This window comes from Bacteroidota bacterium (assembly GCA_038746285.1).
Taxonomy (GTDB): Bacteria; Bacteroidota; Rhodothermia; order Rhodothermales; family JANQRZ01; genus JANQRZ01.
Genome location: JBCDKT010000068.1, coordinates 1 through 18547, shown reverse-complemented (window position 1 = coordinate 18547; position 18547 = coordinate 1). Strand labels below are relative to the sequence as shown.

Sequence of the window (18547 nt, the reverse complement as noted above, 5' to 3'; positions counted from 1 at the left end):
TGCCTTTGCGGTAGCCTCCGAAGTACGACTCGTCGATCTCGACTTCGCCATCGAAGGGGCCTTCGTCGGCAAGGTGTTCGGTGATGGCCTCGCGGAGCTTGTGGAAGTAGAGCGCGGCGGTGTTCTTGTTGACGCCGACGACTTGTTGACGCCGACGAGCTGCGCGGCGGTGCGCGCCGTGGTGCCCGCGACGAAGTGCTCGATGAGCCGCCGCTGGGTTGTGGGTGGGAGTCTGCTCCGTCGTCGGGTCATAGTGGAGACTAAGCCAACAGACCGTCACCTAGTACAGCCCCAAGTAGAAAGCCTGCCAGGCTCAACTTGCCAGAGGGCTAGGCCGCATCGATGCGGCGGCTCAGTTCGTCGACGAGGTCCTCGGTGTCGAGGCGGTACTTGCGCGGGATGCGGAGGGCGATCTCGCGGGCGTGGTCGCCGGGGACGGCTTTGAGGAGGTCCACCTTGCTCGGGGCGAGGCAGAGCCTGTCGCGCACGAGGCCCGTCTTGAGCCACGCGTCGTCGAGCGCGCTCGGCGCGACCTTGATCGTGGTCTCCTCCTTGCCCAGGATACCCGCGATGGCAGTTTCGACTTCGAGCACGACGAACTCGAGGTCGAGCGAGACGAAGCCCTTGATTTCGCGGAGGCCGTCTTCGGGGAGGGTGAAGGGAAGGCGTAGCATGGACCAGCGAGCGAGGTTGGAGGACCGGCGAGGTCCGGGGTAGAAACTGACCGGAGAAGCCACCGTATAGCGGACGTGCTGCCGCCCTCTCTGTTGCAACCCGCCCGTGCTATGCCCACGCCTTCACCGTTTCTGAAAAGTACGCTTCTCGTCGCGGTCCTGCTCGTGGGGGTCGGGTGCCAGCAGCCGGCGCAGTCGCAGGAGGCCGGGGACATGCCGCCGCCGCAGCGCGTCGACATGCCCGAGAGCGACGGCGTCGTCACCGACGGGATCTTCGCGAGCCGGCAGACGGCCATCACGCGGGCCGTCGAGAACGTCGCCCCGGCCGTCGTCTCAATCAACGTCATCGAGGTGCGGCAGGTGCGGGTCCGCGACCCGTTTGCAGGCGACCCGTTCTACGAGTACTTCTTCGGGCAGCGCCGGAGCCGGGTGCAGCAGCGGCAGGTTCAGGGGCTGGGCAGCGGGTTCGTCATTTCGCCCGACGGCTACATCGTCACGAACGACCACGTCGCGGGCAACGCCGCCCGGATCACCGTCAGCCTCCCCGACGGGCGCGAGTTCGACGGCCGCCTCGTCGGGACCGACCCCGAGAGCGACCTCGCGCTCGTGAAGGTCGAGCCGACTCAGCCACTGCCGTACCTCGCGTTCTCTCAGAGCGAGGACGTCTACGTCGGCGAGTGGGCGATCGCGCTCGGCAACCCGTTCGGCCTCTTCGAAGCCGCCGAGCCGACGGTGACGGTCGGGGTCGTGAGTGCCGTCGGGCGGGACTTCGCGCCGCAGGAGGGCCGCGTCTTCCGCGACATGATCCAGACCGACGCCTCGATCAACCGGGGCAACTCGGGCGGGCCGCTCGTCAACGCGCTCGGCGAGGTGATCGGGGTCAACACGTTCATCTTCTCGCAGTCGGGTGGGTCGGTTGGGATTGGGTTTGCGACGCCCGCGTGGCGGGTCCGCCGGACCGTAGAGGAGATCCAGACGACCGGGACGGTGGCGCGGCCCGCGCCGCCCGGCCTCAACGTGCGCGCCCTCAACGCCCGCGCCGCCAAGATGCTCGGCCTCAGCGTGAGCGAGGGGCTCCTCGTCATCAGCGTGGACACCGGCTCGCCCGCCGCCGACGCCGGCGTCCTGCCCTACGACGTGATCCTCGAGATCGACGACCAGGACGTGACCGACTCGAACACGGCGAGCGCGCTGCTGCGCAGCCGCCGCCCCGGCGAGACGGTGATGCTCCGCGTCCTCCGCGACGGCACCGAGCGCGAGATGCCGATGCTGCTGACGGGGGGCGCGTGAGGGGCGGAGGAATGAAAGAGCGGAGGAGCGGAAGAATGCACGCACGACCATGCCGCCTGGCGTCCTCCGCTCTTCCGCTCCTCCTCGCTTCCGCTCTTCTCGTCGGCTGCCTCCCGTCGAGCCAGCGGGAGCTGGACCGGTCGCTCTTCCCGCCGGACTCGCTCTCGCGGCAGATCGCGGCGGACGCGCCGGTCGACACGCTCACGTTCGTCCGCCGGGTCGAGGCCCCGCCCGAGGCTGGGCTGGAGTACCCGACCAGCTTCGCGCTCACCGACGACGGGATTGTGGTCGCCGCGACGCGTCGCGGAGCGCTCGTACACTTCGACGCCGAGGGCGGCTACGCGCGCACTGTCGAGGGCGACTTCAGCTTCCCGTTCCTGGCCGGCACGCGCGGCGACACGGTCGCCGTCCTCAACCGGGGCACGCACCGAGTCGACCTCGTCGTGGGCGACCGTTCGGTGCAGCAGCTCGAGGTCCCCGAGGCGCGCAACGGGAACGCGCTCCTGACCGAGGGCGGGGTGTTCTACAAAACCGCCGCCGAAGGTGAGGCCGCGCAGCTCTACCAGTTCGACCGCGGCGGGACCGAGCGGGCGCGCTACGGCCTCGACGGACCCTACTGGCGGCACCTCGGCTTCCTGCGGCCGTGGGGCGACTCGCTCCTCGTGCTCTCCGGCTACCGGCCCGTCGTGGACGTGCTCACCCCTGCCACACTGAGCGGGGCGACGCTCGACACGCTCGTCCTCGCCGGGTTCGACTCGCCGCAACTCGAGCGCAGCCGGCTCTGGGCCGAGGGCGAGGTCGGCGAGCCGCCCCTCCTCTCGCCCGCCGCCGCCGCCCTCGGCGACCGGCTCTTCGTCCTCAACGCCCGCCCCGGCTGGGCACGGGTCGACGTCTTCCGCCGCGACCCCGGCCCGGGACCGGCGCGCCTGCTCCTGGAGCGCGCCCTAGTCCAGCCCGACCCCGTCCTCGACAGGAGCTTCCTCCCCGTCGACCTCGCCGTGCGCCGCGTCGACGGCGGCGTCGAGTTCATCGTGCTGACGACCAAGCCGCGCCCGGGCCTGACGTTCTTGCGGTGGACACCCGGCGAGCCGTTTGCATCGCGTCCGTAGCACAAGACCTTCGTGGGGGCGCGGCTGTGCTGAGCCCTGGTGTGGAACAGCCCCGTGCGCCTCGCGTGGTACGGAGCCCCTTCTGTCTCGCTCTACGAATCCCCTCTCCTATGACCGCCCCTCCCGACATCTCCACCCTCGGCGCGCTCAAAGCCTCCGGCTACCGGAGCCGTTCGGTCAAGGACGAACTGCGCGCCAACCTGATCGCTAAGCTGCGGGCGGGCGAGGAGGTCTTCCCCGGCATCATGGGCTACGACCGGAGCGTGATCCCCCAGCTCCAGAACGCGATCCTCGCCCGGCACGACGTGATCCTGCTCGGCCTGCGCGGCCAGGCCAAGAGCCGGATCGTCCGCCTGCTGACCGGGCTGATGGACGAATGGCTGCCGGTCGTCGAGGGCTCCGAGGTCAACGACGACCCGCTCGACCCGGTCTCGAAGTACGCCCGCGAGCGCGTCGCTGAGCATGGCGACGAGACGCCCGTCGCGTGGCTCCCGCGCAGCGCCCGCTACGGCGAGAAGCTCGCCACGCCCGACACCTCGATCGCCGACCTCATCGGCGACATCGACCCGATCAAGGCCGCGACCCAGAAGCTGACCTACGCCGACGAGGAGGTGATCCACTTCGGCATCATCCCGCGCACCAACCGCGGGCTGTTCGCGATCAACGAGCTGCCCGACCTCCAGCCGCGCATCCAGGTCGGGCTGCTCAACATCATGGAGGAACGCGACATCCAGATCCGCGGCTTCAACGTCCGCATCCCGCTCGACCTCGCCTTCGTCTTCACAGCCAACCCCGAGGACTACACCAACCGCGGCAACATTATCACCCCGCTCAAGGACCGGATCGACAGCCAGATCATCACCCACTACCCGAAGACGGTCGAGATCGGGGTGGCGATCACCGAGCAGGAGGCGTGGCAAGAGCGCGGCGAAGAGGTGCGCGTCCACATTCCGCACTACTTCCGCGAGATCGTCGAGCAGATCGCCTTCGAGGCCCGCGAGAGCGAGTACATCGACCAGAAGTCCGGCGTCTCGGCGCGCCTGACGCGGGCCGGGCTCGAGGACCTCATCTCCGCCGCCGAGCGCCGCGCCCTCCTCGCGGGCGAGGCCGAGACGACCCTCCGCATCGGCGACCTCGCCGCCGTCGAGCCCGCGATCACGGGCAAGGTCGAGCTCGTCTACGAGGGCGAGCAGGAGGGCGCGCAGAGCGTCGCCCAGCTCCTCATCGGTAAGGCGGTCTCGACGCTCTTCAAGCGCTACTTCCCCGACCCGTCGGACAAGGAGGCCGGGCGGCAGACCTACCAGAAGATCCTCGGCTGGTTCTCGAAGGGCAACACGCTCGACCTTGCCCCCGAGCTAGGGTTCGACGCGTACGCGAAGCGGCTCGACGCCGTGGACGGCCTGCGCGAGATCGTCAAGAAGCACTCCAGCCCGGACGGCCCGGCCGAGACCGCGAGCGCGATGGAGTTCGTCGTCGAGGCGCTGCACCAGCACTCGCTCGTCGGCAAGGACCGCGTGGATACGGACCTGACCTACGCCGACATCATGGGCTCCGTCCTCGGCTCGATCGGCGGCTTCGACGACGATGACGACGACTTCGAGGACTACCGCCGCCGCTACGGCGGCTAGGGAACCGGCGAATGCCCTTGCGCGAGGCGGGAGTGTGGCCTTTAATTGAGGCAGACCTTACCTGCTCTCGCTATGCGCCTGCTCCTTTGCTTTGCCGCCCTCTGCTCTCCCCTCGCCGTTCACGGGCAGACCTTCACCGACGTCTCGGACCTACTCCCGGCTTCGTCTCAGCCCAACGGCGACGGGGCTGCCGTTGCCGACATTGATAACGATGGGCGCTTCGACCTAGCCGGACCGAGGGAGATATACCTCCGGCGAGACGAAGGCTTCTCGGTGATTCCGCTCAGGGGGAATGTCCCGATCGGCTCTGTGTTCGGGGACGTAGACAACGACGGCCGGCCGGAAGCATTCGTCCTGGATGGATTCGCCCCGTTCATCGATGCGTACGACCTCGCCCGAGAATCGCTCAGACCACTCGACGGGGGCATTTCTACCGGCCCCGACCTCTCGCTGACGCAGGGGTCCATCCTCTTCGACTACGACCGGGACGGCGCGCTCGACGCCCTCATCGGGAACGACGGGGGTGTGGACATCCTGTTCCGCGGCGACGGTGACGGGACGTTCACCGACGTCAGCGACGAGACGATGCCTCAGATCGAGCGAGGAGACTACGGGATGATGGCCGCCGACTATGACCGTGACGGCGACGATGACGTTTACGTCGGGCTGTGCTTCGGGGTGCTGGAGAACCTCCTGTACCGAAACGACAACGGAGTTTTCAGCGAAGTTGCTCTCTCGGCCGACGTGGCCGACGCGCGAGCAAGCTGGGGCGTCGTCTGGTTCGACTTCGACAACGACGGCTGGCTCGACCTCTTCGTCGCCAACATGCCGACCTCGCAGAGCAGCGACGGATCGAACGGGCTCTTCCGCAACAACGGAGACGGCACATTCACGGATGTGGCCGCCGCCGCGGGCGTCGCCGGGCCGGCTGATGAGTCCGGTTGGAACGCGACGGTCGCAGACTTCGACAACGATGGCTGGCAGGACCTCTTCGTCGCCAACCAGCCGGGGCCCTCGCGGCTTTACCGTAACAATGCAGACGGCACCTTCTCTGACATCACCGCAGAGTCTGGCCTGCCGACTCTCAACGGAGTGGAAGTCACCTCCGGCGACGTGGACCGTGACGGCTGGCCGGACCTCTACGTCCCCGATCTGCTGTTCTACAACGACGGTGGCACGAACGGCTGGCTCTCGGTCGACCTCACCGGCACCGCCTCCAACCGCGACGGCATCGGCGCCCGCGTCGAGGTCACCGCCGGCAACCTCCAGATGGTCCGCGAAATCACGGCCGGCGGTGGCTTCGTGTCGCAGAGCCACGGCCTCCACGCCCACTTCGGCCTCGGTACCGCCACCAGCGCCGACATCACCGTCCGCTGGCCGAGCGGGGCCGTCGAGACCATCATGGGCGTAGCGGCCAACCAGCGCATCACGGTCGTCGAGGGCCTTGGCCTCAACCAGCCGCCGGCGATGTTCGGCCTGACGAGTCCGGCGGACGAGGCTGTTGTTCCGCTCGGCGAGGCGGTGACGCTGGCGTGGGAGGCAGCGACGGATCCAGAGGGCGAGGCGGTGAGCTACACCGTCTACCTCGCCGCACCCGACGGGACCGACCAGACGTTCGAGACGACGGAGCCGACGCTGACGGTGGCAGCCTCGGCGCTCGTGACCGAGGGGACGTACCGGTGGGCGGTCGTGGCGACGGACGGGTACACGCCGCGGACAAGCCTGGGCGCGTTCGGCTTCACCAACAACCCGGATGTGGCGAGCGAGTCGGTGCCGGAGCGGGCAGCGCTGACCGTCGAGGTGTGGCCGAACCCGGCACGCGGCGTCCCTACGGTGCAGGTCGACCTACCCGTGGCGCAGACGCTGGTGCTGGAGGTCTTCGACGCCCTCGGCCGCCAGGTGCGGAGCCTGGACCTTGGGCCGCGGGGAGCCGGGCAGCACGCGGAGCGGCTAGACGTGAGCGACTTCGGTGCGGGTGTCTACGTCGTGCGCGTATCGGGGAGCCGCGGCGGGCAGGCCTCGACCCGGCTGGTGCGGGCGGTGCGCTGAACGGCAGTCCCGGCTAGGCCTCAGCGCCAGCGGCGGGCCATGAGCGACTCGGTCGGCGGCGGCTCCGTGCCCTCCGGTGGGCGCGGGTCGAGGGCGTAGAGGGCCGCCATCGTCTCGAACAGCTCGGGGTGCCGCCGCGCCATCCCAGTGGGGCGCTCGAAGAACACCTCGGTCGCCACGGCGAAGAACTCGGCGGCGTTCGTGGCGGCGTAGCGCCGGAGCATCGACTGGCCGCGCCGGATGAGCGCCGTCTCGCGCCGGACCAGGTCCAGCCAGCCGTCGACCGAGCCCGGGTCGACGAGCGAGGGGACGCCATCGGCGTCGAGGTCGTCGAAGTCGAACAGGTGCGCCAGCTCGTGCAGGACGACGTTCGAGCCGTCCATGCGCGCCCAGCTTTTTTCGACGGCCGAGGCCGACAGGATGACCGGTCCCTGCGGGTGGACCATCCCGTCGTAGGCTGGCTCGAGGGCCGTGTAGTCGTCCCCGAAGTGACCGGGGTAGAGGAGGAACGTCCGGTCGAGCGACAACTCCCAGTCGGGCCGTCCGTGGAGCAGGAGCGCGGCCCCCGCCGCGACGCTGAGACGCAGGGTGTCCGTGACCTCGACGCCGCCGACCCCCTCGAAGCGGGACTCGGCGAGGACGAGTTGCACGTCGCGCTCGAAGCGCGTGCGGTCGGGCTCGTCGGCGCGGGCGTAGAGCGGGACGTGGTTGCGCAGCCAGGTGCGCCACGCGGGTGGGAACGGGCGCTGCGCGGCGCGCCACCGCCGCCCCGGTCCGCGCAGCCCGAGCAGCAGCGGGAGGGCGAAGGCGACCAGCCCGAGCCACGCCGTCCACAGCGGCAGCGCCTCGGCCATCACCGCGACCGCCGCCACGCCGCCGCCGAGGATCAGCGCGAGCACGAGGTAGAAGCCGACAGCGGAGGGATGAGCAATACGCATAACGAAGACGCGGTACGGCTCTCGCACGGCATCGGTTGCCGAGGAGTCGCAGCGCGCCTGTGGCGCGTGCCGATCGGGCGCGAGGGTAGAAGTGGCGCGGCGCACCGTCGAGGTCTGGCGCACGGGCCTGTAGGACGACGGCGCACAAGCGGGTGCGCCGCCGAGATACAGCAACCGGACGGAGGGCACAGCGTTTCTCTAGTCCCTTCCCATTTTCCCTTTGTGTCCTATGCCTCGCTTCCTCTGCTTCTTCGTCGCAGTCCTTCTTCTCTCCGCGCCCGCTGCCGCGCAGTCCACCTACCTCGGCCTCTCCGTCGAAGGCGGCGTGCCCTTCGACGACTTCGAGGAGCAACTCGACGACGTCGGCATCGGCGTGTCAGGACAGGTGCTGTTCCACGCCGGAGTGGTACCCGTTGCGGTCGGGCTCGACGGCGGCGTCCTGACCTACGGCCAGCAGGCCCAACCGCTCCCGGCCCAGATCGATGGGCAGAGCGCGTTCCTCGGCGAGGTCGAGACCACGAACCGCATCTCGCACCTCTACGGCGTCCTCCGGCTCGTCCCCAACGGCGGGGCGGTCCGGCCCTACATCGACGCGCTCGGCGGCTTCAACTACTTCAGGACCCGCGTGCGCTCCGAGCAGGAGGTCTTCCTCGTCGACGGGGGCGACCTGCTCGACCTCGGCAGCGACGCCGTCGTGGGGCGCAACGTCACCTCCTCGACCGTCCTCGACGACTTCGCGCTGAGCTACGGTGCCGGAGCGGGCCTCCTGATCCGCCTCGCCGACGGAGACGACAACGGGACGCCGTTCGAGGCATTTCTCGAGGTCGGAGCCCGGTATCTCTTCGGCGAGCAGGCGCGCTACGTGCTGGACGGCGTCCCGACCGAGGATGGACGCGTCGGGGTCATCCGGGAGTCGGAGACGAACCTGCTGCGGCCTCAGCTCGGCTTGGTGATCCAGTTCGGGAAGTGAGCCCCGCCGGGGGGCGGCCCGTCCGTGTCGCCCTCCGCACCGGGTAGCTCCCGGAGCAGCGCCTGCACGAGCGGGCGGACGCGCGCGAACTCGTCTTCGACTGTGCGCAGCCCGCTGGCGGCTTCGGCCAGGCGCGCGTTCTGGATGTCTTCCTCCAGCGTGGCCGACTGCTCGGCCAGGTCCTCGAACCCGAGTTGCGCGCTGCTCGACTTCAGCGTGTGCGCGGCCCGGACGGCCGCCGCGATGTCGTTGGCGTAGAGGCTCGCGCGCGCCAGGTTCAGCAGCGACTCGGTGCTTTCGAGGTAGCTGCTCGTGATCTCGCGGACAAACTCCGGGTCGTCGTCGCCGATCTGGGCGGCGACGGCCGCGCGGACCTTGCTCACCTCGGCGCTAGAGACCGCCGGGGCAGCCTCCGAGGCGTCGGGCACCTCGACGGTGCGCTGCTCCAACGCCTGCCTCAGCGCCTGGACGTCGACGGGCTTGGCCAGGTAGTCGTCCGCCCCCGCGTTGAGGCAGCGCTCCCGGTCCCCCTGCATCGCGTTGGCCGTCAGCGCCACGATGTACGGCTGGTGCCTCAGCTCCGCGCGCACCCGGCGCGTCGCCTCAAGCCCGTCCATCTCCGGCATCTGCACGTCCATCAGCACCACCTCGTACGGCTGACCCGCCTCGCAGTGCAGGCGCAGCGCCGCCAGCGCCTCGGCCCCGTTGGCGGCCACGTCGGCGCGGTAGCCCAGGCGCTCGAGCATGCGCAGCGCCACCTTCTGGTTGACCACGTTGTCCTCGGCCAGGAGGATCCGCAGCGACGACGGTTCCTCGGCACCGGCCGCCTCGGCCTCGACGGGCGCAGCCTCCGGCACGGCCAGCGTCGCGGCGGGGGCCTCGCTCTGCTCGAAGACGCCGATCAGGGTGTCGTAGAGCCGGCCGGGCTTGATCGGCTTGTAGAGCACCGCGTCGAGGGTGCCCTCTTGCGCGAGCGCGCTGTCGCGGTGGATCGAGGTCAGCATCACGACGACCGGCCGGGGGGCGGTCCGGGCGAGCGCCTCGGCCACCGCGAGGCCGTCCATCTCGGGCATCTGCATGTCCAACAGCACCACCTCGAACGGCTGCCCACGGTCGGCAGCCTCCGACGCCAGGCGCAGCGCCTCGGCCCCGGAGCCGGCCACCGCAGCGGGCATTCCCCAGCGCTCGGCGAAGCGCCCGAGGATGCGGCGGTTGACCGCGTTGTCGTCCACGATCAGCACGCGCCGGCCCGAGAGCTCCGGCGGCTCGGCGCGCAGGAAGACGCGCTTCGTGCTCGCCGCCGCGGCCACGTTGACGCTGAAGCGGAACGTGGAGCCGACACCGAGTTCGCTCTCGACCCCGATCCGTCCCCCCATCAGCTCCACCAGGCGGCGGCTGATCGTCAGCCCCAGGCCCGTGCCGCCGTGCTGGCGCGTCGTCGAGGCGTCGGCCTGGCTGAAGCTCTCGAAAACCTGCTCCAGCTTGTCCTCGGCGATCCCGATCCCCGTGTCCTCGACCGCCACATGGAGCACGCACCGCGTCCCGGCGTCCGGGTCCAGGGGGACGGCCGCGACCCGGACGAAGACGCTCCCCTCGGCCGTGAACTTGACCGCGTTGCCGACCAGGTTCACCAGCACCTGGCGCAGCCTGGCCGCGTCGCCCTCGACCGCCCCCGGCGTGCCATCCTCGATCAGGTAGGCCAGCGCGATGCCCTTCTCGGCCGCCTTCGGCGCGGCCAGGTCCAGCGCCTCCTCGACGACCGTGCGGAGGTCGAAGGGATGGATCTCCAGGTCGAGGTGGCCGGCCTCGACCTTGGAGAAGTCGAGGATGTCGTTGATGAGCGTCAGCAGCGCGTCGCCGGAGGTGCGGATCGTCTCGACGAAGTCCTGCTGCTCGGCGTCCAGGTCGGTGTCCAGGAGCAGCGAGGTCATGCCGATGACGCCGTTCATGGGGGTGCGGATCTCGTGGCTCATCGTGGCCAGGAACTCGCTCTTGGCGCGCGTGGCCTGCTCGGCCTTCTCTTTGGCCTCGCGGAGGCGGACCTCGGCCTGCTTCTGCTCGGTGATGTCGCGCATGACGCCAACCATCCCGACGACCTCGCCGTCTTCGCCGCGGAGCGGAATCTTGGACGAGAGCACCCACCGGTCGTTGCCGTCGAAGGCGAGGTGGGTCTCGCGGTCGATCTGGGGCTCGCCACGCTCCATCACCTGGAGGTCGGCCTCCCACAGCCTCTCGGCGACGGGCTCGGGGACGGCATCGAAGACGGTCAGGCCGAGGGTGGGCTCGACGCTGTCGTAGCCGATGAGGTGGGCGTCGGCGAGGTTGCGCGCGATGCACCGCCCCTCGCGGTCCTTGGCAAAGATGGGGTCCGGGACGGCGTCGATGATCGTGCGGAGCAGTGCCTCCTTCTCGGCGATCTCCTGCTCGCGCTGCTTGGCCTCGGTGATGTCGCGGACGATGCCCACCAAGCCCACCACGGCGTCGGTGTCATCGCGGAGAGGGACGCAGGACACGACGACCCAGCGGCTCTGCCCTTGCAGCGACACCTCGAGTTCGTTGCCGAGTGTCGGCTCGCCGGTCTCCATCACGCTCCGGTCGGCCTCTGAGATCGCCTCGGCGACCTCGGCCGGCATTATGTCGAACACCGTCAGGCCGAGGACCTGCTCGGGGTCCTCGAAGCCTAGAATGTGGGCGTGGGCATGGCTCGACATCACGTACCGCTCCTCGCGGTCGATGGCGAAGATCGGGTCCGGCGCGTGGTTGAAGATCGTGCGGAGCAGCTCACGCTGCTCGGCGAGCTTGGCCACCGATTCGGCCGTCCACCGAACCGCCGGGCGGAACACGAACCGCGCCTCGAAAAAGAGGACAAGGAGGGTGACCAGCAACATTGCGCCCTCGACCCATCGCAGCCAGGCGACAGCGGAGCGGGAGTCGGCATCGAGGGCAAAGACGACCCGGTCCATGGCTGTGAGGAAGGTCTGCTCCGCGCTGAGCAGCGCGGCCAGGGCTTGCTGCGCGGCCTCGTCGTCGTCCCGCAAGACGGCAGTCCGCAGTGTCTGCGCCGCCGCCCCCGCGTCCTCGACCGTGCCGGAGAGCGAGTCGAGCGAGGCGTAGATCGGCGCACTCGCCAGACCGAGCAGGCCGAGCGCGTCGCTGCCGCGGAGCAGGTCTCGGTGGACCCGCTGCCATTCCTGGACGTCGGTGTCAAGCGCGGCCAGGTGCCGGTCGCGGTCCATGCCGGAGACCGCGGCCAGGGCGTGCTTGGCGATGCGCTGACTGAGCATCCGCTGCCGCCCGGCGAGGTTGACCTCGCGCCCGTCGGCCGCTTGGTCGTGCAGAGACAACTGAACGAGCACCTGGCCGGCCAGGACGAGCACCGCGACCGCGGTCAGGGCTAGGACGTAGCGCAGCGTCAGCCGTCGGCGGAGCGAGCGGGGTGAGAGATCAGGCACGGACAGAAAACGATAGGGAACACAGCCCCCGTTATCGGTACCCCGCGCACCCTGCTAAGAGACCTCCGGGCGCGGCTCCCGTTTACCTTCTCCAGCCGGTGCCGCTGGTCACCCGGGTGCCTCGGCGGTGTGCTGCTCCAACGCCTGCCTCAGCGCCTGCCGGTCGACGGGCTTGGCCAGGTAGTCGTCCGCCCCCGCGTTCAGGCAACGCTCGCGTTCCCCCGCATCGCGTTCGCCGTCAGCGCCACCACGTACGGCTACTTACGATCAGCCGCCTCCGACACATCGGCCGCCTCCGGCGCAGGCGGCGCTGTCGCCTCGACTGCCTTGAGGTGCTCGTGGACGACGTAGTGGTGCTCCGCGCCTTCGGGGACGAGCCACGAGTCGCCGGGCGCGAGCGTCACCACCTGCTCGCCCAGGTGCAGTTCGGCCTTGCCCTCGATCACGTAGCCGACGGTCTCGTACGGCCGCGTGTGCGCCCCGATGCCGTCGGTGGGGCCGATCTCCCACAGGCGCATCGCCATGCGGGTGCCGGAGACGAGGTAGGCCTGGCCGAGGTCGCCGGTCGGCGAGTGGGCGGAGTCGACTTTCTTAACGGAGGTGTCGGACATGGGAAGCAAGGAGAGGATGATGAAAGAGGTGAGCGGGTTCAATGGCGGAGCGGCGGGGCGGTTTCGGTGGATAGAACGGCGCGGGGGGAATGGAGAGCATGGGAGGAGGGCACAAGCAGCGGTCCGCGCGCCGGCACCCGCAGGGGCGATCCCTCGCGGCCGCCCTCTCGCCCGTTCCCTTCCCACCTTCCTCATCGTCCTTCCATTCCTTCCTCTCCTCGCATCCCGCGCCGCAGGCGCACCCCCCTCTGCCACCGTGACAGACGCCTGTGAGGTGGTACAGATTTCGAAGGGGCAGCGGGTCCCGTTCGCCACTCCAAGCTCGCCATTCGACACTCGAAATGAACCTCCAGAAGTTTACTGTCAAGGCGCAGGAGGCCGTGCAGGCCGCGCTCGACCTGGCCGCCAGCCTGAACCACCAGGGCCTCGAGCCGCCGCACCTGATGAAAGCCTTTCTCGCCGACGAGGGCTCCGTCGTGCGGACCCTCCTCTCGCGCCTGAGCGCCAACCTCGACTTCATCGCCGCCAAGACCGAGGGTGCCCTCGGCATGCTCCCCAAAGTCTCGGGTGCGAGCGTCGGCGGGCAGTACGTCGGCAACGACCTCAACACCGTCTTCGACCGGGCGCTCAGCGAAGCCGAGGCGCTCGGCGACGCGTACGTCGCCACCGAGCACCTGCTCCTGGCGATGGCTGAGAGCAGCACTGCCATCGGGCAGGCCCTCGCCGAGCAGAACGTGACGAAGGAGCGCGTCCTCGAAGCGATGCAGGCCATGCGCGGCGGCCAGCGCGTCACCGACCCCTACGCCGAGGCCAAGTACGAGGCCCTCAACCGCTACGCCCGCGACCTCGGCGAGGCGGCGCGCAAGGGCAAGATCGACCCTGTCATCGGGCGCGACGAGGAGATCCGCCGCGTCCTCCAGATCCTCAGCCGCCGGACCAAAAACAACCCCGTCCTCGTCGGCGAGCCGGGCGTTGGCAAGACCGCGATTGCCGAGGGGCTGGCGATCCGCATCGTCCAGGGCGACGTGCCCGAGGGTCTCAAGTCGAAGCGCCTCCTCGCGCTCGACATGGGCGCGCTGATTGCGGGCGCGAAGTACCGCGGCGAGTTTGAGGACCGGCTCAAGGCCGTCGTCAAAGAGGTCGCCGACTCGGACGGCGAGGTGATCCTCTTCATCGACGAACTCCACACGCTCGTCGGGGCCGGCGCGGCCGAGGGGGCGATGGACGCGGCCAACATCCTCAAGCCTGCCCTCGCCCGCGGCGACCTCCGCGCGATTGGCGCGACGACGCTCGACGAGTTCCGCAAGTACTTCGAGAAGGACAAGGCGCTCGAGCGCCGCTTCCAGATGGTCCTCGTCGGCGAGCCGTCGGTCGAGGACACAGTCGGCATCCTGCGCGGCATCAAGGACCGCTACGAGATGCACCACGGCGTCCGCATCACCGACGGCGCAATCGTCGCTGCGGCCGAGCTCTCGGACCGCTACGTCACCAACCGCTTCCTCCCGGACAAGGCCATCGACCTGGTCGACGAGGCCGCTTCCCGCCTCCGCATCGAGATCGACTCGATGCCGGAAGAACTCGACCAGCTAGAGCGCGAGATCCGCCAGCGCGAGATCGCGCGCGAGGCCGTCAAGCGCGAGGGCGACGACGCACAAGTCGAGGTCATCACCGAGGAGCTGGCCAACCTCGAAGAGGAGCGCGACCGCCTCCGCGCCCGGTGGGAGCAGGAGAAGGCACTCATCGAGGCCGTGCAGGCGGCGAAGGAAGGGATCGACCGCCTCCGCGTCGAAGCCGAGGAGCTCGAGCGCCAGGGCGACTTCGGCCGCGTCGCCGAGATCCGCTACGGCCAGGTCCCCGGCCTGGAAGCGCAGATCGAGGCGACGAATGCTCGGCTCGACGAGCTTCAGGCGGGCGGCGCGCTCCTCAAGGAAGAGGTCGGGGCTTCGGACATCGCCGAGGTCGTCAGCCGCGCCACGGGCATTCCGGTGGCGAAGATGCTGGAGGCGGAGAAGGAAAAACTCCTCGGGATGGAGCGTGACCTGGAGCGCCGCGTGATCGGCCAGTCCGACGCCGTGGCGGCCGTCTCGAACGCCGTCCGCCGGGGCCGCGCCGGACTCCAGGAGGCAAGCCGCCCCATCGGCTCGTTCATCTTCCTCGGCACGACGGGCGTCGGCAAGACCGAACTCGCCAAAGCCCTCGCCGAGCAGCTCTTCGACGACGAGGGTGCCGTCGTCCGCATCGACATGTCGGAGTACCAGGAGCGCCACGCCGTCTCGCGGCTCATCGGCGCACCTCCGGGGTATGTGGGGTATGACGAGGGCGGGCAGCTCACCGAGGCCGTCCGCCGGCGCCCCTACTCGGTCGTCCTCCTCGACGAGTTCGAGAAGGCCCACCCCGAGGTCTTCAACGTCCTCCTGCAAGTCCTCGACGACGGGCGGCTGACCGACAACCAGGGCCGCACGGTCGACTTCACGAACACCATCGTGATTATGACGAGCAACCTCGGCTCGGACCTCATCAAGCGCCGGATGGAACTGGCGGGCGACGAGCCGTTCACCGACGAGCAGGCGGAGGGCCTGCAGACCGACATGCAGAACCTGCTCAAGCAGACGCTCCGGCCGGAGTTCCTCAACCGGATCGATGAGACGATTGTCTTCCAGCCGCTCGGGCGGGTCGAGATCGGCCACATCGTCGGGATCCAGTTCGAGAACCTCCGCCGCCTCGCTGCCAAGAGCGGGATCGACCTCACGCTGACGGACGCGGCGCGGGACTACCTCGCCCGCAAGGGCTACGACCCCGTCTTCGGGGCGCGCCCGCTCAAGCGCGTGCTCCAGCGCGAGATCGCCAACCAACTCGCCGAGCAGATGCTGGACGGGTTCGTCCGCGAGGGCGACACGGTCGAGATCGACGCCCTCCCCGACGGCTCAGGCCTGACGCTCACCACCGACGCCGCCGCGCCGAGTGAGGACGCCGTGACGGCTCCGGCGGCCGAGGCATAGGAGCTACAGCATAGCTAGCGCGACGCCTGAGCACGGTAGCCCTGACCAGGAGCGCGGTCTCCCACAAACCGTGTTTCGATTTTCTCTCTTAAGGCTCTCAAGTAGCGGTAGATCGATGGTTTAGACCTGTTGAGAATAACCGTCAGATTATCCACGCTGAGGTACTCATTGCGCTCTTGCGCAACAACAAGAGCGTTCCAGAGCGCTTGGCGCGTCGCTTCTGGAGGTGCCCACCCTGAGCTTCGCACACTCCCAGCAGCACGGATGTAAGGGGAGAGGTCTAGTTCTTCGGACTGATCAGTGTCGCCCGGGGTTTGATCACTCTCCGTCGGGCTTTGATCAGTGTCGCCCGGGGTTTGATCACTCTCCGTCGGGCTTTGATCAGTGTCAAAGGTCTCCTCTTCTGTATCAAACAGGTTTGGAGTTCGGTCTGGCGAGAGGATGTACGTAGTCCAACGTTTGGTGCCTTGAGAAACGAGGAAGCCTGCCGCTACGAGTCGGCCCAGAATCTCCGTGATAGCGGCTGGGTGGAGATCATAGAGGTCTTGCAGGCGCCCGTTGCTGACTTTCCCCTCGACGGCTGCAGTCACGACGGCTGTTCGCTCGACCTCACTCAGTTCGGCGAACGCTTCACCAAAACGAGCACGTAGCCTTGCGACAACATCTTCCGGTAGCAGGCTTGCCATCGACAGACGCAGCGTGATGTGCTCGGGCTCGAACCGCTCGACCAGGCTTGGAGGACGCCAGTGTTGATCCTTCCAGGCACCTACGATTGTTGGGAAACCGGAGCCTGCCTGCTCTGCCGCGCCGATCATCTGGAACATCTTCTGGAGGTTCCGATTGCGGCAGTCGCTCGTGCCTCCAGCGCGGACGCGCCCGGGCGGGATGCGGAGCGAGCCAGGGTTGCGAAATGAGAACAGACCGTGCGTCTTCTGGATTAGGATGGGTGTACTTGCGGAATAGTCCGCGTGGATCAACGCATTGACGAGGGCCTCTTTGAGCGCCCGGTGGACGGGCGTTTCATCCACGCGCCGCCCAGCCTCCGTCACAAATGGAATCCGGAGGCCGTCGGTGAGGCGGGCGAACGCACGGCGGTAGAAGCTGTACAGGTTGCCTGACCATGTCCCGTCCGTGGTGACGCGGTCCGCCCAGCGCAGGCGGGGAGTGTCTTCCGGGACCTCGCGGTAGTCGAGGACGTAGTCCGGGAGCGCGTCCAAGATGGCGCGCAGCGAGCCGAACATGAGCACGCCTGCGAGCGTGAGGCCCATCTCATCGGTCTGGCGGTCGCGTCGCCAGCCACCGAGTTGCGTTAGCAGTCCAAGGTCGTCCTCGGTAAGCCAGACGTGGTTCGGGTTGGCGGACCGAAACTCGTTGCGGTAGGACACGACGCTGGAGGCGTCGAGATCATTGAGAGTGTAGCCAGGGAGGATGCGGGCGTCGCGCTGGTCCTGCTCGGCGTCGGCGATCATCCGGCGGACTTCGCGCTCAGGACAGCGGTAATCGCCCTCATGGTTGCGTCGGTAGGTACTGGTGAGCGGGTTCGGGCCGACGTACACCGGCCGCTGCTCGCGGGAGGCGCGCGGTACGGAGATGTGGACAACGGCCCGCCCCCCGTCCTCCACAATCTGCGCGTCGTGGTTGCGGAGGATGTTGAGGTTGACTGTATTCGGATTGTTGGCCTCATCCCAGAACGACTTCAGCACTTGCTCGGGGCGGGCAAGACCGAGGATGTCCAGTGTGCCGTCCGGGTACTCTTTCACGCCGAGAACGATCTCGCCGCCCTGCGTATTTGCCATCGCGGAGTAGGTCTCCCAGACCGAGCGTGGGACCTCGCCGAGGCCTTCCCGCCCCTGGGCAGCCTTGACCTCGAAGTCGATGCCTTCGCGGCGGGCAAGGAGATCGACGATCGTCATAGGGCAGAGTTCGGTGAGGACAAACGCGGGCTGCTGACGCCGTCAGCTGTAGTCGCTAGTGCGGAGAATGTCCGCGATAGCGTGCTGCATAGGAGTCGGCAGGTTTCGGCTGAAAGTACGGACCGACTCCATCGTGGAGAGCGAAGCTGCCCTGCCCGGAAGGGCTACGACCCGGTCTTCGGGGCGCGGCCCCTGAAGCGCGTGCTCCAGCGCGAGATCGCCAACCAGCTCGCCGAGCAGATGCTGGCCGGGTTCGTCCGCGAGGGCGACACGGTCGAGATCGACGCCCTCCCCGACGGCTCAGGCCTGACGCTGACGACGGACGCCGCCGCGCCGAGCGAGGACGCGGTGACGGCCCCGGCTGCTGAAGCATAGGCAGGGTGTAGGAATCGAGAAACGAGGGCCGCGCTGCGACGGGCCGAGCACCCGGCCTCAGCCGTCAGGCGGACCGCAGTCGAAGACGTCCAGCGCTCGTTGTGCTGCGGTGGCAACCTCCTCGCCTTCGGGTGTGCCCGCAGCACGTCCCGTCTCAAACGCTTCTCTGAAAGCCGCGCATGCGCCGTCGCGGTCCTCTTGGTCCTGGAGCAGCACGCCGAGGTTGACGCTCGCCTTGGCCACCTGGACGAGGCCCTCGGCCGTGGACGCCTCGCGACCGACCGCCACCGCCGCCTCGTAGGCCGTGCGCGCGCCGTCGGGGTTGCCCTGGTCCTCGAGCAGCACGCCGAGGTTGAAGTTCGCCATGGCCACCTCGACGAGGCCCTCGGTCGTGGACGCCTCGCGACCGACCGCCACCGCCGCCTCCCAGGCCGTGCGCGCGCCGTCGAAGTTCTCTTGATCCTTGAGCAGCGCGCCGAGGTTGACGCTCGCCATGGCCACCTCGACGAGGCCCTCGGCCGTGGACGCCTCGCGACCGG

13 protein-coding genes and 1 pseudogene are annotated in these 18547 nt (G+C 68.8%); 7 read left to right on the top strand and 7 right to left on the bottom strand.

The features are described from left to right. Both AAGI91_15965 and AAGI91_15960 read right to left on the bottom strand, forming a co-directional pair. Positions 1-252: pseudogene (locus tag AAGI91_15965) on the bottom strand (IS1595 family transposase). Between the two features lie 77 nt (positions 253-329). Continuing rightward, positions 330-674, bottom strand: a complete 345-nt coding sequence (locus AAGI91_15960; protein ID MEM1044106.1) for a hypothetical protein — start codon at positions 672-674, stop codon at positions 330-332. 111 nt (positions 675-785) lie between these two features. Here AAGI91_15960 and AAGI91_15955 point away from each other — a divergent pair, with 111 nt between their 5' ends. The 4 genes from AAGI91_15955 to AAGI91_15940 all read left to right on the top strand — a co-directional run bounded on the left by AAGI91_15955 (position 786) and on the right by AAGI91_15940 (position 6750). Beyond that, complete coding sequence (locus tag AAGI91_15955; protein MEM1044105.1) at positions 786-1964, top strand: trypsin-like peptidase domain-containing protein; 1179 nt, start codon at positions 786-788, stop codon at positions 1962-1964. A 35-nt stretch (positions 1965-1999) separates the two neighbouring features. Then, positions 2000-3073 (top strand): hypothetical protein, encoded by a 1074-nt coding sequence (locus tag AAGI91_15950; protein ID MEM1044104.1) that lies wholly within the window; start codon positions 2000-2002, stop codon positions 3071-3073. Positions 3074-3183: 110 nt separating this feature from the next. Then, positions 3184-4701 (top strand): magnesium chelatase, encoded by a 1518-nt coding sequence (locus AAGI91_15945; GenBank protein MEM1044103.1) that lies wholly within the window; start codon positions 3184-3186, stop codon positions 4699-4701. Between the two features lie 72 nt (positions 4702-4773). Further along, on the top strand, positions 4774-6750 hold the full coding sequence (locus tag AAGI91_15940) for an FG-GAP-like repeat-containing protein (protein ID MEM1044102.1): 1977 nt from the start codon (positions 4774-4776) through the stop codon (positions 6748-6750). Between the two features lie 20 nt (positions 6751-6770). Here AAGI91_15940 and AAGI91_15935 read toward each other — a convergent pair whose 3' ends face one another. Then, on the bottom strand, positions 6771-7688 hold the full coding sequence (locus tag AAGI91_15935) for a zinc-dependent peptidase (protein ID MEM1044101.1): 918 nt from the start codon (positions 7686-7688) through the stop codon (positions 6771-6773). A gap of 229 nt (positions 7689-7917) precedes the next feature. Between AAGI91_15935 and AAGI91_15930 the strand changes: the two genes are divergently transcribed. Continuing rightward, entirely contained in the window at positions 7918-8658 is a 741-nt protein-coding gene (locus AAGI91_15930; protein ID MEM1044100.1) for a hypothetical protein, read from the top strand. Here AAGI91_15930 and AAGI91_15925 read toward each other — a convergent pair. Next, entirely contained in the window at positions 8625-12110 is a 3486-nt protein-coding gene (locus tag AAGI91_15925) for a response regulator (GenBank protein MEM1044099.1), read from the bottom strand. The genes AAGI91_15930 and AAGI91_15925 overlap by 34 nt on opposite strands. Positions 12111-12367: 257 nt before the next feature. Beyond that, the gene (locus tag AAGI91_15920) at positions 12368-12721 is read right to left on the bottom strand and encodes a cupin domain-containing protein (GenBank protein ID MEM1044098.1); all 354 of its coding nucleotides are present in this window, start codon (positions 12719-12721) and stop codon (positions 12368-12370) included. 341 nt (positions 12722-13062) lie between these two features. Between AAGI91_15920 and clpB the strand changes: the two genes are divergently transcribed. After that, positions 13063-15720: an ATP-dependent chaperone ClpB gene (gene clpB / locus AAGI91_15915; GenBank protein ID MEM1044097.1), complete on the top strand. Its 2658-nt coding sequence runs from the start codon at positions 13063-13065 to the stop codon at positions 15718-15720. A gap of 14 nt (positions 15721-15734) precedes the next feature. Here the strand turns inward: clpB and AAGI91_15910 are convergent, their stop codons facing one another. After that, on the bottom strand, positions 15735-17633 hold the full coding sequence (locus tag AAGI91_15910; GenBank protein ID MEM1044096.1) for an RNA-binding domain-containing protein: 1899 nt from the start codon (positions 17631-17633) through the stop codon (positions 15735-15737). Between the two features lie 81 nt (positions 17634-17714). Here AAGI91_15910 and AAGI91_15905 point away from each other — a divergent pair, with 81 nt between their 5' ends. Next, on the top strand, positions 17715-18008 hold the full coding sequence (locus AAGI91_15905; protein MEM1044095.1) for a hypothetical protein: 294 nt from the start codon (positions 17715-17717) through the stop codon (positions 18006-18008). A gap of 57 nt (positions 18009-18065) precedes the next feature. Here AAGI91_15905 and AAGI91_15900 read toward each other — a convergent pair. Then, positions 18066-18547 (bottom strand): tetratricopeptide repeat protein (locus AAGI91_15900; protein ID MEM1044094.1); only part of this gene is annotated, 482 nt, incomplete at its 5' end.